The sequence below is a fragment of the Olivibacter domesticus genome, assembly GCF_900109575.1.
Taxonomy (GTDB): domain Bacteria; phylum Bacteroidota; class Bacteroidia; order Sphingobacteriales; family Sphingobacteriaceae; genus Olivibacter; species Olivibacter domesticus.
The window spans coordinates 17,781-35,262 of the sequence record NZ_FOAF01000009.1 but is presented as its reverse complement, the minus strand read 5'-3'; the positions used below and the strand labels follow the sequence as shown (position 1 = coordinate 35,262).

Genomic DNA, 17,482 nt, shown 5'->3' with positions numbered 1-17,482 from the left:
ATCACGGTCTGAAAGTTTTTGCTTGAAGAATCATTGAAGGGTTTTTACGCTGTTTACCACCAATATGCCATTTGATATCTTCTGCTAAAACAGTACCTAGTTGCTCTACTTCGTTGCTGGCATAGATGCGGAAGAATTCATGTATTAATTTTAGATTCGGATGATTTTGGTTCATATATTTAGGTTTATATGCTAGCTGTTATTATTTGAAATTATGTTGGTATAATGTTCCACTATTGGAAACGGATCGTAGTAATGGTGCAACAATTTTTTCCACTCTAGATATTGCGGCGATTCGCGGAAGCCAATAGTGTGATCTTCTAAAGTTTCCCATTCTACTAATAGAAGATACTTATTTGGTTGCTCAATACATTTGGATAGCGAGTGCCTGATGTATCCGTTGATCGAGCTAATATATTGCCCTGCTATTTGGAAATCTTTCTCAAACTGCTCCTGTAGTTCAGGCTTTACATATAATATAGCTGATTCTAGTATCATTGATGATGGTTTCTTTTTATTTTGCAACTGAACCGTATAACTCCATTAACCCACATCGGTTGTAGAACTACGACCACCATTCTCTTTCATGGCTATAGCGATTTCTTTCAAGACCTTGTTTTGTTCTCTAAGTGCGGCGGTATGATCATGTTTGGCTACTAAGTACCGATCCAGTAACGCAGATAACACTTTATATAAACCGTAAAGCACGATGGCGATAAATCCTATCCATATGAGATACATCAATAATATTCCGAGTGAAAACATAGCTTAGTTTTTTAATGATAACAATTTTTTAAAAGTTTATTCCCCAGACCATACATCATACTCATTCTGTCAGTACGTTGCTTCTTTCTCTTGTTGTGATCATTTTGCTGACGTCAGCAAAATGATCACAACACATTTTTCGCAAACCGTGTTGCTTCGTCTACAGCATTTTCAAAGTCTCTTCGCTAGGGTATTTCTTATATTTAATTTTGATTTTCTTTTCCAAGTACATACCCAATCTGTTTTCTTTCCGTTGAAGCGGGCGATTCTTTTTTTTCTACCAATTCATCAAGATATTGAAATACCAGTTCGATATTTTTATCTTGGTTATTGAGTTTCTTTTTTATCCGTTCAATTTCCAGACTTAGCTCGGTATAAGTGTTAAGACTCTTTCGAAGCTGCACGAATATTTCTATTAACTTAATACTCATTTTTATTGCCAAGTTGCTTTTAAGTACATTGGATAGCATAAGCACACCATGTTCTGTAAATGCGTAAGGCAGTGCTCCACCTAAGTACTGTCGAGAAGGTATCGCATTTTGCGATACCATGATATCAACCTCTGCATCATTGAGTTGAAACATGAAATGACTGGGGAATTTCTCTATGTTTCTACGCACTTGCTCTCTTAGTCTTATTGCTTTGACCCCATATAAATCTGCCAAATCTCTATCCAACATGACGTTCTCGTCTCTTAGGCGATATATTCTTTCTGCTAATATCCCGTCGGGCACAATTATTTCTTTCTGCTGTTTAGCCATTGCTTTTTTATTGGAGATCACAATTTGTGATGTTAAAACTCTTTTGGTTAAGGTTTCGCAATTTGCGATACCTTAATGCATTAGCTGTCACGATCGCATGCGTTAGCTTCTCAAACCGGTCGCAATTTGTGACCAGTTCATTTTTTTGTTGTGTAGTAAGCTGAAAATGGAAGTCTTTAGGAAATCGATCAATGTTTCTTTTGACTGCTTGTTTAAGCACTTTTGTCTCTACTCCGTACAATTCCGCCAAATCCCTGTCCAGCATCACTTTTTGATCGCGGATATAATAGATCTCATTCATCACTACCTCTTCAGGAATAATGAGATTTTCGGTTATCGGTTTAGTGTTAGGCATACTATTTAGGTTTATTCTTATTGGTTACTTTACTTTATTTCATCTTCTTTTATTTACCATTATCTCCCATATAACTCCTTAAATTATTCGACTGATTTTATACCCTGTTGTCACGATATTTTCCTCGTATTCTATATTCATATTTTCTTCATAGATTTCTGGAGCCATATCTCCGATCTTTGCCTTGATAAATTTCAATCCTTCGATTGATAATTCCCCCACAAGATAAAAGGGATTCCAGTACTCAAACTTTATGAATTTCTTAGGAACAAATAATGTCGGTTTCACGGGGAAATCATAGCTAAATCCGTCACTATGAGCTTGCTTAAAATGTTCTTTCTTTAATAGGATATTGTTATAACGTGCAACAACTGAAGCAGTGAACATTACTCCAAAGAGATAAGTTTGATTTTCATCAGCTGATGACAAAAAGGTCATATAATGAGAATGTTTATTGTTTTTGTTAAAATTTCTCGCAGCCCAAAAAATATAACCTGGTTTTGCGTCTGATATGTTCTCAATAACAGATTTATATTTTATATTAGGTGTTTTCTTCGCCTTTAAAGAAGGTACGATTATAGCCTCATTGTTTTTCTTAGCGTTTGCCATAAGTTTAGGTTTATGTTCTTGGTTATTCTATTTTATACCATTCTTCTTTTATTTTACTTTCATCCCATACAACTCCTTAAAAACTTCGCCAAGCTTTTTTGTCAAGCACCACTTTTGCTTTCTGTGCTATTTTTCAGTGAAATTACTTTATAGTATTCTTCACGTCGACCCACTCCCTTCCTTTCGACTTTCTTTCCTGTTTTTTGGACATTTCCTTTAAGCTCATCCGAAAAAAGCCCAGTTATACGTGTGGCAGAACCTAATTTTTCTTTTAGATCTTCAGGAAGACTTTCGTAAACTTCTGAAGGAAGAAATTCTTCTTTATCGGCAAAAGCTTTTAAAGCATTGAGTACGGCTTGATTTAAATCAAGCTTGTTATAATGTCTTGATTCTGGCGGGCCTGTTTCCTTTCTCCTGTCAATTTTTTCTATAGTAGCAGTCGGAAGGTTTTCTTTTTCCGGTAGCGGAAAATCAGGATTTCCAAATTCATAATATCGTAAACCAAAAAGTTTAGTTATTGACTCTACTTTTCTTAAGGTGGGGCCATTCTTTGCTTTTTTAAGATCGTCTACAATATCTGTTGAAGTTTTAAGTAAGTGTTTGATATCAACACTGTACAAGCCGTAGTAATCCATATAATACTGTAAGATTATTACGAACTCTTCGACAACATCGTTTGTATTCATTATTTATTGAAAATATTTTTATATTTTGTATTTATTTGTTTATCTTTGTCTTAGTTAATTAAAAAGCGACATGTAGGGTAGGGGTATATTCCCTACTTACACGATGTTACTCTCGTTCAAAAACCGCTAAACTTTGCACGCGAGAGGACTGCGGTTCGCCATTTTCTACTGGAAGTACTATCTTTACGATATATTGCCAGTAGGGTGAGCCGTCTATAAGTCTCTCTTGGGTGCAAGATTCGGGCTCTCGCGTAGGCCTGATGGCTGGTTGCTTAGCGGTTTCCAGAGCAAGAAGCATGGCGGTTCACCTTATTGGTTATCAACCCAATTCGTCCTAACTCCAAGCTACGTCGAGTACATCGTTTACATAACCAAAAAATTATGAAAACGAGTTTTTTAAACCGCCCAGACCGCTTCACCCAAAATCCTGCAACCCCCGTTTGCAACCTGCCTCGCGCGCATGCAAACCGACTTCAAAATCCTATTATACTCATAATCACAGCTCCTACATAAGCCTATAAATCTCAGTTTAATTATTATTTGAATCCCATTTTTAAATGAGATAAAGGAATAATTATTTCTTTTTCAATTCAATTTTTCAATACCTAAATCTAAAAGAAAATGAGGTTTAAGTGCCTAAGGAGACTCCTATGTCTCAAATATAGCCTTTTAACATATATATTAAAAATGATTTTGCTCATTTTTTCTCAACAATGGGCAAAAGCTAAATTAAATTATTTTAAAGTACTGCTGGGGAGATGTCTCCACAAGGCCAACACGACGGTGGAATGTGCAGAAACTATTCGACGAACTGCAGAAATTAGGGACGAACGTGTTGATGCCATCTCAGGAAGGCCAACGCTAGTGATGAATGATGAGCGATTAATGATGGATGACAGAAATTCTTCATTAGTTGGTCGTGGCTACCCAGTTGTATCGCTTTCACTAAGACGAGAGGCAGGCGAAAACGGGCGAGAGGTTCAAATAAGGTGGCGAGGCGTATCATTTTTTAGGCGAGGTGCAAAAAAACTAGGGCGAAATGCAATTGGTTTAAAGCTACCTGCTTTGAGCTTTTCGCTCGCAACGATCTTGTTCTGTGTTTGTTTGGCTCACGCCGGACAGCGGGGTGTAGGCAACCCTGCTGTCGCAGGCGTGGCGTTAAAGATCGTGCCACTATTGCAAATAAAGTGGCGAAATGCAGGTAAAAACGGGCGAGAGGTTCAAAAAAGGTGGCGAGACGTATCGTTTTTTAGGCGAGGTGCAAAAAAACTAGGGCGAAATGCAATCACTTCAAAGCGATCTGCTTTAAGCTTTTCGCTGGCAACGATCTTGTTCTGTGTTTGTTTGGCTCATGCCCGGCAGCGGGGATTAGGCACCCTTGCCGCCACCGGCGTGGCGTTAAAGATCGTGCCACTATTGCAAATAAAGTGGCGAAATGCAGGTAAAAAAAGGCGAGAGGTTCAAAAAAGGCGGCGAGGCGTATCATTTTTTAGGCGAGGTGTAAAAAAACTAGGGCGAAATGCAATCACTTCAAAGCGATCTGCTTTAAGCTTTTCGCTGGCAACGATCTTGTTCTGTGTTTGTTTGGCTCACGCCGGGCAGCGGGGTGTAGGCAACCCTGCTGCCGCAGGCGTGGCTTTCGCTACAGATTCTATTAAACCTCTACATATCGGTGATACCATCCCAGAAGGCTTATGGAACTTGCCGCTGCAAATGGTTAAGGCAGGGCAGGAGGGAAGCACCACCGTAACACTCAACGATTATAAAGGTAAACTCATTATCCTTGATTTTTGGGCTACTTATTGTAGCCCTTGTGTAGCAGCTTTTCCGAAAATGGACTCGCTACGAAACTTGTTCCCGAACGACTTGGCTATTTTACCCATCAGCTTGCAGGATAAACCAACAGTTGCTGCTTTTTTGGATAACATGCAGAAGAGAGTGCCTATTAAGGGCTTTAGTTTGGTGAATGAAAAACCCTTGTTGAAGTTCTTTCCACATAAGGAAATACCCCACTATGTATGGGTAGACCCAAAAGGTTTTGTTAAGGCAATAACGGGTGGCGAGGACGTTAATTCAGTCAACATAAAGGCGTTGCTAGCGGGAGAAATAGGCTCGTTACGATTAAAAAAAGATGTTTATCGAAAATTTGATTTCGATAATTTTCTACTATCTGGTAAAAACGATGTAGACAAAGGTTCTGTTTTGGTGCATAATACACTTACTTCGTATGTTGAAGGTTTTCCCGCACGTTTCGGATTGCGTGATTTCGATAATATTGGTACAAAGCGCCTGTATGCACTCAATATCTCGATAGCCAAGCTGTTCCGGATTGCTTTCAGCGAATTGGATGTAACGCTCATGCACGATAGCCGATTTAGACTAGCAGTGCAAGACACCAATGAAGTTATAACAGGTTTACGCGGAGAACCATTTAAACAATGGGCGCGCAAACATACCTATTGTTACGAATTGGTGGGTACGCTGAACAGGGAAACGCTTTTTGAAAGGATGCGAAATGACCTGCAGTTATATTTGCCGTATACAGCTTCCATAGAGCAGGAGGAAATGGAATGTTTAGTACTGAAGCGTACCGAGCAGAAAAGCTTGCATGCTACTGCGGGTAAACCAACCATCAGCCATAATGCTTTCCATTTCAAATTGCAGAATGCGTCATGGCGATATCTGCCTCAATACCTGTCGGTTTATTATTTGCAGAATCAACCACCTATTTTGGACGAAACAGGGTTGGACGGGCCGATAGACCTAGAACTGGAATGTAGAATGAGCTCTATTGTAGATCTCAATAACGCGCTTGATCGATATGGCCTATGCATCAGTCGTGAAAAGCGTAAACTGGAAGTAATTGTTTTACGAGATAAGTAAACCTACGGCACACCTAAACCTATAATAATAATGAAGTGTTTTTTATACGTGTTAATTTCTTTATGCTGCCTCCATTATAAGGTGGGAGCCCAAAATCGATTAATTTACGGTAATGTTAAAGGAAGTGATCATGAGCAACCGCTGGAAGGAGCAACCGTACGAGGTATGGGTTCTAACCTAATGGTTTATGCAGATAGCAACGGAGCGTTCAAACTTGCTCTACCAGCGGATGTGGATAGCTTGCTCATCTCCTATGTCGGTTACAAACCCATTCAAATCGGTTTACAAATAGATTTGAAACTGCCACTAGATATCCTATTGGAACGAGCAGGTGAGGAACTGGATGAAGTGGTGGTGTCTACAGGGTATCAGCAATTGCCAAAGGAACGTGCCACAGGCTCTTTTGTACAGGTGGATAATACCCTGTTGAACAGGCGTGTCAGCACAGGAGTTATTGACCGTTTGGAAGATGTTACTTCGGGGCTACAGTTGGATAGACGTGGTTCGGAAGTGAAGATCGATATCAGAAGTCGGGGCACGATTATGGCAAATGATCAACCGTTGATTGTGCTTGATAATTTTCCTTATGATGGAAATATAGAAAACATCAACCCAAATGACATTGAGAGTATCACCGTACTTAAAGATGCAGCGGCAGCATCCATTTGGGGGGTAAGGGCTGGCAATGGCGTGATTGTAATCAATACGAAGAAGGGCGGCTATAAACAAAAGTTGAATATGGAGGCGAACGCGAATTTACAGGTTGTTAGTAAACCTGATTTTAACCGCTTGCCATGGATGTCATCAGCAGATCGCTTGGAGCTGGAAGGCTTTCTGTTCGAAAAAGGGTATTACAACGCCACTGAAAACTCAAATAATAAATTGCCGCTATCGCCTGGAGTAGAATTAAGAATTGCGGAACGGGATGGTCTTATCTCTCCTCAACAACTGCAGGCTGAACTAGATCGTTTAGAGGGGTACGATATACGGAAAGATTACAGCAAATACCTATATCAACCAGCCGTGAACCAACAATATGCGCTTAACTTTAGAGGAGGGGGAACCGGATATACCTATTATCTTTCTTCAGGCTACGATAAAAACCGGGCTGCCCTAGTGGGGAATTCCATGGAACGCCTTACACTAAGGGCAGAAAGTAATATTCAGGTGGCTAAACCTTTAGAGCTGAACCTGGGGTTGATCTATACGCATACAGAAAGACAACGCAACGGCTTGGGAATGTCTGTGACACAGCTACCTTATGCCCGTTTGGCAGATAATAATGGTATGCCCTTGCCGATTGTTAAGGATTATCGTTTTCCTTTCGTACAGCAGGCTACAGGAAACGGATTGTTGGACTGGACATACCGACCTCTCTTGGATCGTGATTTGCAGGAGCTTGGTACGAATACGGCAGACATGCGTGTTAATACGGGGCTTAAATATACATTCTTGCCGGGTTTTACATTGGAAGCTAAATATCAATATCAACGTGCAAACGACATCGATACTGATCTACGTTATGGAGAGAGCTATTATGTACGAAATTTAATAAACCGCTATTCATCCATTAATACGGATGGTGGTGTTACTAGGCCGATACCGCTCGGGGATTTGATGGATAGGGCGGATGCACTGCTCGCTTCGCATACCTTTAGAGGGCAGCTGAATTATCAGAAGGATTGGGATCATCATCAGTTGGTGGGGCTTGCCGGCTACGAATACCGAACATTGAAAACAGATCGGAACAGCGTTCGTTGGTACGGGCTGGATCGCGAGATTCTGACTTATAATCAGCAGATGGATTTTAACACGCGCTTTCCGCTTTACCATAATGGCAGTTTACTCCGCATTCCTAATACAGGTTCCATGGGAGGTACGTTTGATGCGGCTATTTCTTATTTTTCCAATGCGGCATATACCTTCCAAGGCCGTTATACGTTTTCGGGCAGCGCACGCATTGATCAGTCAAATCTTTTTGGCGTAAGTGCCAATCAAAAAAGTGTACCGCTCTGGTCAGCGGGCTTAAGCTGGCTGATAAGTGAAGAACCTTTTTATAAAAGAGAATGGCCTTATTTAAAGGCGCGGCTTACCTATGGGTATAATGGTAACGTTGACAAGTCCATTTCGGCTTTCACCACGGCCATGTATTACAATGCTGCCTCTATTACGGGCCTTCGCTATGCTAATATCGCGAATCCCGGTAACCCGGAGTTAAGATGGGAAAAAACGGGCATACTGAATGCAGCTATTGATTTTGCGGCCTTTCAGCACAGGCTCTCGGGTTCGATAGAGTATTATCATAAAAAGGGCGCCGACCTGATAGGTTTTGCACCGCTCGACCCCACAACAGGTTTAAAGTCTTTTAAGGGAAATGTAGGCAATATCAGAGGTCAAGGTGTTGATATAATGGTTAATGCCGAAGCGATCCGTGGAAAGTTCAACTGGCGTATTAATCTCTTGTACAACTATGCGGTGGATGAGGTAACACGATACATGGAGCCGGTAACATTGGTTGGCAACTACCTCGGAGATGCCAGCATCGGTAGAGCGAGCAATGCAATTACACCAATAGAGGGTATGCCTGTTTTTAGCGTTTATGGTTTCGCCTGGGCCGGCCTGGACCCGGCTTCGGGCGATCCTTTAGGTTTTTTGCCAAGCGGTGAAATTTCGAACGATTATAATCAGTTGGCACGCACGGCCACCTTTGATCAATTGATTTTTATGGGACGGGCAAGGCCACCTCATGCAGGAAGTTTAAGGCAGACCTTTTCTTATGCCAACTTTTCTGCGTCGATGAACCTTGCTTTTAAATTTGGCCATTACTTTAGAAAACCCACTATTCATTATAACCAGCTGTTTGCTGGGGTAGATGCTCCGGGCCATAGCGATTATGCTTTGCGCTGGCGGCAGCCTGGTGATGAAGCAGGTACTTCTGTTCCTTCTTTAGTGTATCCTGCAAATGCCGCCAGGGATGACTTTTATCAGTCTGCTGTGATAAACGTGCTAAAGGGTGATTTAATCCGTCTGCAGGATGTAACCTTGAATTATACATGTACGCCGAATTTCGGAGGGAAACCTCTTATAAAACAGCTCGATTTCTATATGTACCTGAGTAACCTCGGCCTTTTGTGGACGGCCAATAAAAAGGGCCTCGATCCGGATTATCTGGAATTGCGTCCACCATTCACGGCTGCTTTCGGCTTGAAACTAAGTTTATAAACCTGAATAAATTTGAAGATCATGAAAATAGCATACTATATTTTAATCAGCTTTTTCGGAACCACACTAGTCTCTTGCAACAGGGATATTTTGGAGGAGAAGCCGGATAAATCATTGGTTGTTCCGGCTACTTTAGCAGATTATGAGGCCTTATTGAACAATACAACTTTTGTATTTGGTACAGATCGTAAAGGAATGATGGAGGTGCTCTGTGGTGATCATTATGTTAATTTGAAGGATGTGCTTTCTGCTTCCATAAGCTTGCGAAATGGCTATACGTGGCAACCGGATATTTATGGGGAAGAAATTTCGGATGAGGACTGGTTTGTTAGTTATAGACAGGTTTATAATGCAAATGTGGTGCTGGATGGTCTGGAGGAGCTTGATAAGAATGTGCAGGAAAGTATGGCCTTCGGTAATGTTAAAGGTACCGCTTTATTTTTTCGAGCTAATGCCTTTTGGACATTAACACAGCTTTATACAAAGCCGTATGTAAAGGAAAGTGCCTCTACCGAATTAGGCATACCACTTAGGCTGTCGGCAGACTTTAATCAAGTTTCCGTAAGGTCTAATTTGCAAGAGACCTATCTGCAGATTTTAGATGATTTGCTTAAAGCAACGGGACTGTTGCCTGTACAGCAGGCATACAAAACGCAACCTAATAAGGCCGCTGCCTGGGCGCTATTGGCGCGCACAGCTCTTTGTATGAACGATTATGAACGAGCTATGGACTATGCCGAGCAGTGCCTTTCCGCGAGTCATCAATTGCTCGACTTTAATGAACTGAATGCGGCCGCTAGATTTCCGATTCCAGATATGAATGATGAGGTAATTTTCAGGAGCACGCTGACTAATTATGGTGCATTGTTTTCTGTAGGAGTGTGTAAAATGGATGCAACGCTGATAAATGCTTATCATGAGGATGATGTAAGAAAATCTATTTTTTATGTGCAGAATGCAGATGGAACGTATTCTTTTAAGGGACATTATACGGGCTCATTGGTTCCGTTTAGCGGTATTACGGTAGCTGAGGTGTTATTGATAAAGGCCGAATGCTTGGCCCGAAGGGGTAGGCTTGACGAAGCGCAAGAACAATTGAAAACCTTGTTGATACATCGTTTTAAAAATAATAAAATGGAAAAAGTGCCGTATGAATCTAAAGAAGAATTGCTGGCTCAGATTTTATTGGAACGTCGTAAGGAGTTGGTGTTTAGAGGTATCAGATGGAGTGATTTGCGCCGGCTCAATTTGGATCCGGCATTTGCTATTAAGCTCACAAGAAGAATAGACGGCGAAGAATATGAGTTACCGCCAAATGATCCGCGCTATACATTGTTGATTCACCCAGCAACTATTGAGATGACCGGTATGCAACAAAATGCAAGATGATAGCCTAGTTATATAAGTCTTTAGGCAGTTTGTACGATACAATGCTTTTGCTGTAAACAGCTATAAGTGTACCTTCATGAATGCCAAAATCGAATAATTGCTGTCCCTTTAAGGGAATATAAAAGCTTCCCATATAACGGGTGTCGGCTAATGAATAACAGTCAATAATTGCATTCTCCCTAAAGGTGGATAGTTTTTCATCTTTAGATTTTATTCCGGACTGGTTGAATAGGATATTCCTGGCAATGCAGCTTCGACGATTTATAACTTGCTTGGGGGACGTGTTTTTTATTTGTTTGCTTTGCGTACCTACTTGCGAGAATTCGGTAGAGGTAGTTGGGTTTGGATTAATGGTACTGTCAATTTTTATAATCGTTAGATCTGGGTTGAAAACGTAAATCTTATTGGTATAAAACTGAATATATAGCAGCTGCTTATGAATCTTATCATAATGTAGAAGTCCATCGGAGGATAAGCCTGCATCGTCTTGAATAAAAGTTTGGGCTTGTTTTTCTATTTTTTTGGATGAAGTATTGTATCGATAGAATAATTGGTTTAAACCACTATTATGCATGTAACCCCGTACAATAAAGACGGAATCGTTAATGGCACAGATTCTGCTAAAAATGCCCTCTTTTATGTTAATTAGAGAAGCTGTATGAGAACCAGGGATGTCTACTTGGATGACGGCTGGATAGTTTCCGGCAAAAAGGGTAACCTTTCCCGGCTGCACCATTGCATGAAATCTTGATTGCATTTTTCGAGTAGGTTTAATATTCAATTCCAGTCGTTTCGGATGTGTTAAAGCTTTGTCGTAAGACAAAAGATATTTAGGAGACTGGCCTGTAAAATAATGACGTCCGTTTTCTTCACCAGCATATCGCTGCGCAGAGGTATGAACAAGCGTGAATGGTTGTAACGGTTCTTTAAATATCACTCTCGTGAAATTTTCTAAGGGAGCATGCCGGATTCGATATCGGATAGCTAAAGTCGAAACGATAATGAGTGGTAGCAGTAAGATCAATAGACCGCGCTTAATAATTGTTGCTTTCATCATATAAGCAGTAGTTGGGTAAGCAGGAATATCCGGATATTCCTGCTTATGCGTAAAATAGGATTAAGGAGTAAACTCTCCTTCCAAGATTTCGCTGATTCTATTTTCTGGTTGGCCATTAGCGTCTTGGCTAAATAATGCCGCACAGTTAACAGATGACGTTTTTGGACAGTTTTGATTTTCATCAAAATTGGCCTCTTCAATTGGATCATGCGTGCTCGATGGATTGCCCATGCTATCCACAGCATACCACGCCTGATCCTGGCGTACCGTAGCTTTCTTCTCGAAAGCCTTGGCTCCAACGTAGCCACCACCTAGGACGGCCAACGTCAGAATTGTTGTAAATATTTTCTTCATAATAAGTATGAAAAAAATGATTATAGCCAATTTTACGGGTTGGCTTTTGCCCGATTGTACAATATCTTTGAATGGCCTCCTTTTATTGTTAAGCCACCTTTTTTATCTTCAAGTATGAAAATTGCTATAATAGCCAGCACCATAAATACGATATTAAATACCACATGTCCTTTCCATGATAAACCTTCCGCAAAACCGCTACACGCACAAGGGACGTCATAACTGAATCTCAATAATGCCACGATGTAAGTAATGAATAGCCAGAGCAAAAAGACGGAAGTGTACAGTGCAAACAACCTGGTAGCAGGATAGATAAGAACAACCGTTAAGAGTAATTCGCCATAAGGCACTACCCATGTCAGGATTTCTTCAAAATCCTGTAGCAAGGGCGATTGGCCAAGCTGAAACTGAAAATCTTCTAAGTCTTTTAACTTGCCAAAAGCAGCTGCAGCCCACATCAAGGCGATAAGAATACTGATTATCCATAAAATGATCTCTTTGCTAAATTTCATTTTTTCTCCTTTTTGTTTTTTTTAAGCGGGCTGCCGATGTTCCCCGCTTTTCCTTCTTCTTTCGGCAGCCAGCTTGGTCATGGAACTGTTGCCCACCATTGCGGCTACTTCTACCTATCGTTTCCATATTTTCAAAGTTAGGTCAGTTGGTTGAAGTCTACTGTTTGATATTGAGTTGTTTACTGTCGTTTTTAAGACAGTTTTTTGTTTCTTTTGAGTACAGGTGCTTTATTTTTCCTTGGAAATTTTACTAGTCCAGAAATTAAAAGTGCTTCTTCCCATGCCCAAGTAGTGAGCTAAATGAGTTTGGCTAATGCGGTAATGTATTCCTGGAAATTTTTTAAGTAGATATCTTACTCGGTATTCTGCAGATTCAGCTAATGAAAGAGTGTGCTCAGTAAGTTGATGTTGGCATTGAATGGAAAATTCTATGAGCAGCTTTTGCAGCAAAGGCCATTCGTTTAAAATGGTTTGCATGGCTCGGTTAGGTATGCATATAAGCGTGCTGTCTTCCAATAACTGGATGGAGTGCTCCCGTAAACTATTATAAGCTATCGCTTGCGGATTGGCAATGATATCGTTCTTTTTCCATAAGTAAAGGCTTATACTGGTATGGTGATACTTATCTAACACCAAACTATGAGCGAAGCCATTTACTATATACCATAAATAACCATCTTTGGCTTCTCCAGGAAACTCAATATAACTTGATCTAGGTGCTTCAAGTACCCGCGAAACCGATTGGATACGGTCTTCAAAACCCGTTGGCAAATCTACCAACTTTCCGAATTCCCTCACCAGCAATTGGATGTAATTGGTTTTGTCATTTTGCATGATAAAATGTGTGTTTATTGTTGTTTAAAGGCTTTATTATTAATCAGAAATCAAATTACAGCTGAAAGGTTAAATCACCCAATTTTAGGGACGGACAACCGAATTTAGGGACAAACAACATAATTGGATGTCCAATGGCTTTTTTTCGGACTTTTCGTTTTTTGTCCCTATTTAATGTTTTGTATCCCTGTTTATCTCTCTTTTTTAAGACATAGCCCAACTTGCAAGTAGATATCACAAATGCCATGGCCTGGCGAATGGGTAGGGGCTCCACCCATACTAAATGGAGCGAATGTTATATCTTAAAAACAATTATGCAATGGAAATGCAAGTAGTAAATGGGCAAGATCGCCTGTATTTTAAATTGTCGCAGGGTTTAAGTCTAAAGCAATTAGTGCAAGCAAATCCTTCGTTTTTAGCGAACGAAGATGAAGCGAAGTGTGACTTTGTTGTGCCTTAACGAATGGTATGCCCACTCTTGTTGGGTGGGCAGCTTTTTAATCCAATGTTAACCTTAATCAATTTTAATTCATGATAAATTATATAAATCAAACTTCTTACGAGCAGGTATTAAATAGCTTAACGTCACATTATGCGCAGACAAAAGTAGGTCCGGAACAAACCGATCTCTGGCGCCTGTTCGTTTTCTTTGCCGCCAATTGTCGCCATTTTTTAGAGCTCGACAATTTAGCAGAACAGCGATCATTATTTGCTCGGGTACGGATGAATCAGCAGTTGAGTATATGGGAAGACGCGCATTATAGCCACTTACCGAAAGAAGCGACGACCGGTTTGGACGAGCACTGGTGGCAGCAATTACGGCAGGAGCCCGGAATTATCTGTACCTTTCATACGGGATCTTATCGGCTCATTAATCATCTCTTGTTAAAACAGGGTATAGACTTCGCTTTATTGGTATCAGGGAAGGTAAAACAACGGGATGGTGCCGACTTTGAACAGCGTTACCAAAAAGACGTTGAAGATGGCAAAACCTTAACGGTATTGAATGCTGAGGATCCATCAGTGTTATTCAAATTACGTAGGCTTCTTCAACAAGGGAAAAGCTTACTGGCTTATGTGGATGGCAATACAGGTTCGGGATCGAACGGTATAGCAATACCGTTTTTTGGTAAGGAAGTGGTTGTCAGGAAGGGGCTACCGATGCTTGCGCACTGGCTTGATGTTCCGATATATCCCTTGGCCAACATCCGAAAGGACGAAATGCTTACCTTCTACGCGCTTTCGCCGATAAAATCCTCTAAACGTATAAATAAGCATGATTTTGCGTTAGAAACTATGCAACGGCTTTATGGGTTTCTCGAATACACCATCAACGATTACACGGATCAATGGGAGGGATGGCTTCACCTTCATCATGCCGTAACCCAGCAATTTTGTGCTGAGCCCTTGCTGCTGGATCTAATTGAAAATGCAGACCAAAAGGCACCGTTATTGCCTTTTGAGTTAAACGGAAAGGCTTTTGCGTTTAATCCGCTTACCTATGGATCTTATCCTATTTCGAGGGATGTTTATTGCCGAATGTTAAATTACTTTCGCTAATTAATGACGTAAATGTTAAATTAGCTAAAAACGTTTTTATTCACCTAAATTAATCAGTTATGATTACTTCTATTAAGCGATTCCTTAAAGGGAAGCGATGGGCTCGCCATTTGACTTTCTGGATAGGATATACGCTGATGATGTTTGCCTTTAACCTTTGGAAGTCTGGAAAAGTTCAGTTATGGGGTACAGTACTGATAGCAGGGTTATTGGCGGCAACATTTTATTGTCTCTTTTTTCTGATGACGCGCCTGATGGATAAACGTACACGCATGCAGGCCCTTGGGCTGCTAATGATACTCTTAATTCTGCTGCCCTTTCTTGCTAAAGTTTACATAACAGACGTTATACCGGCAGTTGGAGGACGTATCCAAAAAACGGGTGTGAGTTTCAAACTTAACGAGTTTATGCAGAATTATGCGATTAGTTTTTACCGTGTTGCTGGTTATGCCTTTATGTTTTTTCTATACCGTATGCGGCGCAAAGCAGAGCGGGAGGCGCATGCTTTGGAAATTAAATCGCTAAAGGCAGAACGTGAACGCGCCAATTACCAAATGCGTTTATACCGTGCGCAGATCTATCCGCATTTTCAACGTAACACACTGCAGAGCATCATCACACGGGTTAAGCAATATCAGGATGATACTGTTGTAGGGATGTTGGAAAACTTGACGGCTGTATCGAACTATGCATTGAAATACAGTAGGGAAGATGTACCAACAGTATTTGTGAGTAAGGAACTGGAGTTCATAAAAAGCTTAGTTGAGCTAATGAGGAAAGAAGCGGGAGATAGTGCCGCCGTGCAGCTAGCTATAGTGGGTGAATTGCAGGCGCAAATAATACCTCCCTTATGTTTACTCACTTTTATGGAAAATGTATGGAAGCATGGATTTTTCTCGGCTTCTCATCCCATGGCCGCCAAGATAGAATTGAGAGAGAACCGTTTTTCTTTTTATTGCAAGAACTTTAAGAAGAGCATATCACGGGAGGCAAAAGAGGTGGATGACGGTGGCTTTGGTTTAAAGAATATTCAATATCGTTTGCACGCTGTGTTCGACAATCAGTTCAACCTAGATACAGAAGATGAAGCAACAACCTTTGCAGTTAAGTTAACCATAAACTATTAATATGATTGAATTATTTACTTGTGCCATTGTAGACGATAACCCAGAGTCCATAGAGAATCTATGCGAGCACCTCTCTCTGTTTTCCAATATTGAGATTGTGTATAAGGAATCAGACCCTTTAATTGCTCAGCAAAAGCTGTTGGAGAAACCGGTGGATCTGCTTTTTGTAGATATTGAGATGCCGCGCATGAGCGGGATCCAGCTAGTGCAAAGTTTACCCTTTGACCAAAAGATAATTTTTGTAACTGCTCATGAGCATTATGCCGTGGAGAGCTTCGAAACCGATGCGATTGATTACCTGTTGAAGCCCGTTCCTTTTGACCGCTTTGCCAAAGCCACCCATAAAGCGATGCACCTGTTTAACATGGAAAATGTGTACCAAAAAGCGACCAAAGTAAAGAACGATTATATCTATTTCAAAGATATAGAGAGAAAGATGCTCGAAAAGGTGGAAGTAGAGGATATCATATACATTGAAGCACAACGGAACTATATTACTGTCTATCGTTTGCACAATCACTTACAGGTTCGGAAAAAACTGGCGGTGGTGATGGAAGACCTCCCTGATGAACTCTTTGTGCAGGTACATAGGAGTTATGTGGTTGCTCGCAAAATGATTAAAAAAGTGCAATCAATCGACATTATTCTCAAATATTCAGAGAAGGCTATTCCTCTAGGAAGGAAATATCGGAGAAATCTGAATTGAGCAGACTAGGTTAATCCTTCAAAAGAAATAGTAGTTCTCGATCATCAAGATAATCAACAAGTTCTCGAAAATGTAACGGGCCGAGATAGGCGTCCTTAACGAGTTTACCACTGCCTAAGCTTAGTATAGCAGCCAGCGTTTGGATATTTTTCCTTCGGCAAAGTGTCTGAAAAGCTGCGCTGAAATCAAGATCGGATATAGGAACATGAATAATTTGATCAATAGATTTAAACATACTTAGATTAGGTTTGGTAAGGTGGCAAATATAATAAAATCCCTTTATAAGTAGTCTGCATAAAAGTAGTCTATTAATAATATGACTACTTATAGAGGGTGGTGTATGACGTTATTATCTTGTTATTTTGTTACATGCCGCGAAAAAATAGAGAACAGACTTATGCCGAGTTAATAGCCTTGATTGGCGAACGTATTAGGGAAGTGCGTAAGTTAAAGGGCTACACTAATTTTGAAAGGATTGCGGGTAAAGCAGATATAAGTCGACCTCAATGGGGGCGTTATGAAACTGGCACAGAAATGAATCTTAGCACTTTGATTCATATCTTGGTTAGTTTGGAAATTGACTTCAAAGAGTTTTTTACCGATGAACTTAACCAGGCAATAAACGAATTTATGACGCATAAGTAATCATCTGTTTTTCGCAT

22 protein-coding genes are annotated in these 17,482 nt (G+C 40.6%); 8 read left to right on the top strand and 14 right to left on the bottom strand.

The annotated features are described in order from the left end of the window. Position 1: 1 nt before the first annotated feature. From BMY50_RS28220 to BMY50_RS27985, 8 genes are all read right to left on the bottom strand, one after another. A complete protein-coding gene (locus BMY50_RS28220; RefSeq protein WP_162276657.1) occupies positions 2–175 on the bottom strand; it encodes a nuclear transport factor 2-like protein in 174 nt (57 codons plus the stop codon). A gap of 17 nt (positions 176–192) precedes the next feature. Next, entirely contained in the window at positions 193–498 is a 306-nt protein-coding gene (locus BMY50_RS22605; RefSeq protein ID WP_093329471.1) for an antibiotic biosynthesis monooxygenase family protein, read from the bottom strand. A gap of 45 nt (positions 499–543) precedes the next feature. Continuing rightward, a complete protein-coding gene (locus BMY50_RS22600; RefSeq protein WP_139202315.1) occupies positions 544–765 on the bottom strand; it encodes a hypothetical protein in 222 nt (73 codons plus the stop codon). Positions 766–968: 203 nt separating this feature from the next. Further along, positions 969–1,547 carry an ORF6N domain-containing protein gene (locus BMY50_RS22595; protein ID WP_238383859.1) on the bottom strand — a complete coding sequence of 193 codons (579 nt, stop codon included), beginning with the start codon at positions 1,545–1,547 and terminating at the stop codon, positions 969–971. Then, positions 1,534–1,881: an ORF6N domain-containing protein gene (locus tag BMY50_RS22590; RefSeq protein WP_093329465.1), complete on the bottom strand. Its 348-nt coding sequence runs from the start codon at positions 1,879–1,881 to the stop codon at positions 1,534–1,536. Before BMY50_RS22590 ends, BMY50_RS22595 begins: the two co-directional genes overlap by 14 nt. 78 nt (positions 1,882–1,959) lie before the next feature. Further along, on the bottom strand, positions 1,960–2,490 hold the full coding sequence (locus tag BMY50_RS22585; RefSeq protein ID WP_093329463.1) for a hypothetical protein: 531 nt from the start codon (positions 2,488–2,490) through the stop codon (positions 1,960–1,962). 101 nt (positions 2,491–2,591) lie between these two features. Further along, positions 2,592–3,176, bottom strand: a complete 585-nt coding sequence (locus tag BMY50_RS22580; protein WP_093329461.1) for a hypothetical protein — start codon at positions 3,174–3,176, stop codon at positions 2,592–2,594. 106 nt (positions 3,177–3,282) lie between these two features. Beyond that, positions 3,283–3,474: a hypothetical protein gene (locus BMY50_RS27985; RefSeq protein WP_139202314.1), complete on the bottom strand. Its 192-nt coding sequence runs from the start codon at positions 3,472–3,474 to the stop codon at positions 3,283–3,285. Positions 3,475–3,863: 389 nt separating this feature from the next. Here BMY50_RS27985 and BMY50_RS22575 point away from each other — a divergent pair, with 389 nt between their 5' ends. From BMY50_RS22575 to BMY50_RS22565, 3 genes are read left to right on the top strand one after another with little or no spacing between them, the layout of a single operon-like run. After that, a complete protein-coding gene (locus BMY50_RS22575; RefSeq protein ID WP_162276656.1) occupies positions 3,864–6,059 on the top strand; it encodes a TlpA family protein disulfide reductase in 2,196 nt (731 codons plus the stop codon). A 30-nt stretch (positions 6,060–6,089) separates the two neighbouring features. After that, the gene (locus BMY50_RS22570) at positions 6,090–9,281 is read left to right on the top strand and encodes a SusC/RagA family TonB-linked outer membrane protein (protein ID WP_093329456.1); all 3,192 of its coding nucleotides are present in this window, start codon (positions 6,090–6,092) and stop codon (positions 9,279–9,281) included. Positions 9,282–9,302: 21 nt separating this feature from the next. Next, on the top strand, positions 9,303–10,670 hold the full coding sequence (locus tag BMY50_RS22565; protein WP_093329454.1) for a RagB/SusD family nutrient uptake outer membrane protein: 1,368 nt from the start codon (positions 9,303–9,305) through the stop codon (positions 10,668–10,670). Positions 10,671–10,674: 4 nt separating this feature from the next. Here the strand turns inward: BMY50_RS22565 and BMY50_RS22560 are convergent, their stop codons facing one another. From BMY50_RS22560 to BMY50_RS22545, 5 genes are all read right to left on the bottom strand, one after another. Then, the gene (locus BMY50_RS22560) at positions 10,675–11,727 is read right to left on the bottom strand and encodes a hypothetical protein (RefSeq protein ID WP_139202313.1); all 1,053 of its coding nucleotides are present in this window, start codon (positions 11,725–11,727) and stop codon (positions 10,675–10,677) included. Positions 11,728–11,787: 60 nt separating this feature from the next. Continuing rightward, positions 11,788–12,051, bottom strand: a complete 264-nt coding sequence (locus tag BMY50_RS22555) for a hypothetical protein (protein ID WP_139202312.1) — start codon at positions 12,049–12,051, stop codon at positions 11,788–11,790. Positions 12,052–12,113: 62 nt separating this feature from the next. Further along, on the bottom strand, positions 12,114–12,593 hold the full coding sequence (locus tag BMY50_RS22550; protein ID WP_093329448.1) for a MauE/DoxX family redox-associated membrane protein: 480 nt from the start codon (positions 12,591–12,593) through the stop codon (positions 12,114–12,116). After that, positions 12,583–12,720, bottom strand: coding sequence for a hypothetical protein (locus BMY50_RS28215; protein WP_162276655.1), 138 nt, complete (start codon positions 12,718–12,720; stop codon positions 12,583–12,585). Before BMY50_RS28215 ends, BMY50_RS22550 begins: the two co-directional genes overlap by 11 nt. A 101-nt stretch (positions 12,721–12,821) precedes the next feature. Further along, positions 12,822–13,427 carry a Crp/Fnr family transcriptional regulator gene (locus BMY50_RS22545; protein WP_093329446.1) on the bottom strand — a complete coding sequence of 202 codons (606 nt, stop codon included), beginning with the start codon at positions 13,425–13,427 and terminating at the stop codon, positions 12,822–12,824. Positions 13,428–13,719: 292 nt separating this feature from the next. Between BMY50_RS22545 and BMY50_RS28210 the strand changes: the two genes are divergently transcribed. The 4 genes from BMY50_RS28210 (at position 13,720) to BMY50_RS22525 (ending at position 16,820) form a co-directional block, all read left to right on the top strand. Continuing rightward, positions 13,720–13,887 (top strand): hypothetical protein, encoded by a 168-nt coding sequence (locus BMY50_RS28210; RefSeq protein WP_162276654.1) that lies wholly within the window; start codon positions 13,720–13,722, stop codon positions 13,885–13,887. 71 nt (positions 13,888–13,958) lie between these two features. Then, entirely contained in the window at positions 13,959–14,987 is a 1,029-nt protein-coding gene (locus BMY50_RS22535; RefSeq protein WP_093329441.1) for an LpxL/LpxP family acyltransferase, read from the top strand. 59 nt (positions 14,988–15,046) lie between these two features. Then, complete coding sequence (locus BMY50_RS22530) at positions 15,047–16,114, top strand: sensor histidine kinase (RefSeq protein ID WP_093329439.1); 1,068 nt, start codon at positions 15,047–15,049, stop codon at positions 16,112–16,114. A gap of 1 nt (position 16,115) precedes the next feature. Next, positions 16,116–16,820: a LytR/AlgR family response regulator transcription factor gene (locus BMY50_RS22525; RefSeq protein ID WP_093329437.1), complete on the top strand. Its 705-nt coding sequence runs from the start codon at positions 16,116–16,118 to the stop codon at positions 16,818–16,820. Between the two features lie 10 nt (positions 16,821–16,830). Here BMY50_RS22525 and BMY50_RS22520 read toward each other — a convergent pair whose 3' ends face one another. Then, a complete protein-coding gene (locus tag BMY50_RS22520) occupies positions 16,831–17,055 on the bottom strand; it encodes a hypothetical protein (RefSeq protein ID WP_093329434.1) in 225 nt (74 codons plus the stop codon). A gap of 134 nt (positions 17,056–17,189) precedes the next feature. On the opposite strand from BMY50_RS22520, the gene BMY50_RS22515 reads away from it, so the two are divergent. Beyond that, positions 17,190–17,465, top strand: coding sequence for a helix-turn-helix domain-containing protein (locus tag BMY50_RS22515; protein ID WP_093329432.1), 276 nt, complete (start codon positions 17,190–17,192; stop codon positions 17,463–17,465). Positions 17,466–17,482: the final 17 nt, after the last annotated feature.

Coding starts and splice junctions, on each gene's coding strand:
- BMY50_RS22605 (WP_093329471.1), bottom strand. CDS start 498: ATGATACTAGAATCAGCTATATTATATGTAAAGCCTGAACTACAGGAG.
- BMY50_RS22570 (WP_093329456.1), top strand. CDS start 6,090: ATGAAGTGTTTTTTATACGTGTTAATTTCTTTATGCTGCCTCCATTAT.
- BMY50_RS22535 (WP_093329441.1), top strand. CDS start 13,959: ATGATAAATTATATAAATCAAACTTCTTACGAGCAGGTATTAAATAGC.
- BMY50_RS22545 (WP_093329446.1), bottom strand. CDS start 13,427: ATGCAAAATGACAAAACCAATTACATCCAATTGCTGGTGAGGGAATTC.
- BMY50_RS28210 (WP_162276654.1), top strand. CDS start 13,720: ATGTTATATCTTAAAAACAATTATGCAATGGAAATGCAAGTAGTAAAT.
- BMY50_RS22565 (WP_093329454.1), top strand. CDS start 9,303: ATGAAAATAGCATACTATATTTTAATCAGCTTTTTCGGAACCACACTA.
- BMY50_RS22520 (WP_093329434.1), bottom strand. CDS start 17,055: ATGTTTAAATCTATTGATCAAATTATTCATGTTCCTATATCCGATCTT.
- BMY50_RS27985 (WP_139202314.1), bottom strand. CDS start 3,474: ATGCTTCTTGCTCTGGAAACCGCTAAGCAACCAGCCATCAGGCCTACG.
- BMY50_RS22600 (WP_139202315.1), bottom strand. CDS start 765: ATGTTTTCACTCGGAATATTATTGATGTATCTCATATGGATAGGATTT.
- BMY50_RS22530 (WP_093329439.1), top strand. CDS start 15,047: ATGATTACTTCTATTAAGCGATTCCTTAAAGGGAAGCGATGGGCTCGC.
- BMY50_RS22550 (WP_093329448.1), bottom strand. CDS start 12,593: ATGAAATTTAGCAAAGAGATCATTTTATGGATAATCAGTATTCTTATC.
- BMY50_RS22585 (WP_093329463.1), bottom strand. CDS start 2,490: ATGGCAAACGCTAAGAAAAACAATGAGGCTATAATCGTACCTTCTTTA.
- BMY50_RS28220 (WP_162276657.1), bottom strand. CDS start 175: ATGAACCAAAATCATCCGAATCTAAAATTAATACATGAATTCTTCCGC.
- BMY50_RS28215 (WP_162276655.1), bottom strand. CDS start 12,720: ATGGAAACGATAGGTAGAAGTAGCCGCAATGGTGGGCAACAGTTCCAT.
- BMY50_RS22525 (WP_093329437.1), top strand. CDS start 16,116: ATGATTGAATTATTTACTTGTGCCATTGTAGACGATAACCCAGAGTCC.
- BMY50_RS22515 (WP_093329432.1), top strand. CDS start 17,190: ATGCCGCGAAAAAATAGAGAACAGACTTATGCCGAGTTAATAGCCTTG.
- BMY50_RS22590 (WP_093329465.1), bottom strand. CDS start 1,881: ATGCCTAACACTAAACCGATAACCGAAAATCTCATTATTCCTGAAGAG.
- BMY50_RS22580 (WP_093329461.1), bottom strand. CDS start 3,176: ATGAATACAAACGATGTTGTCGAAGAGTTCGTAATAATCTTACAGTAT.
- BMY50_RS22560 (WP_139202313.1), bottom strand. CDS start 11,727: ATGATGAAAGCAACAATTATTAAGCGCGGTCTATTGATCTTACTGCTA.
- BMY50_RS22575 (WP_162276656.1), top strand. CDS start 3,864: ATGATTTTGCTCATTTTTTCTCAACAATGGGCAAAAGCTAAATTAAAT.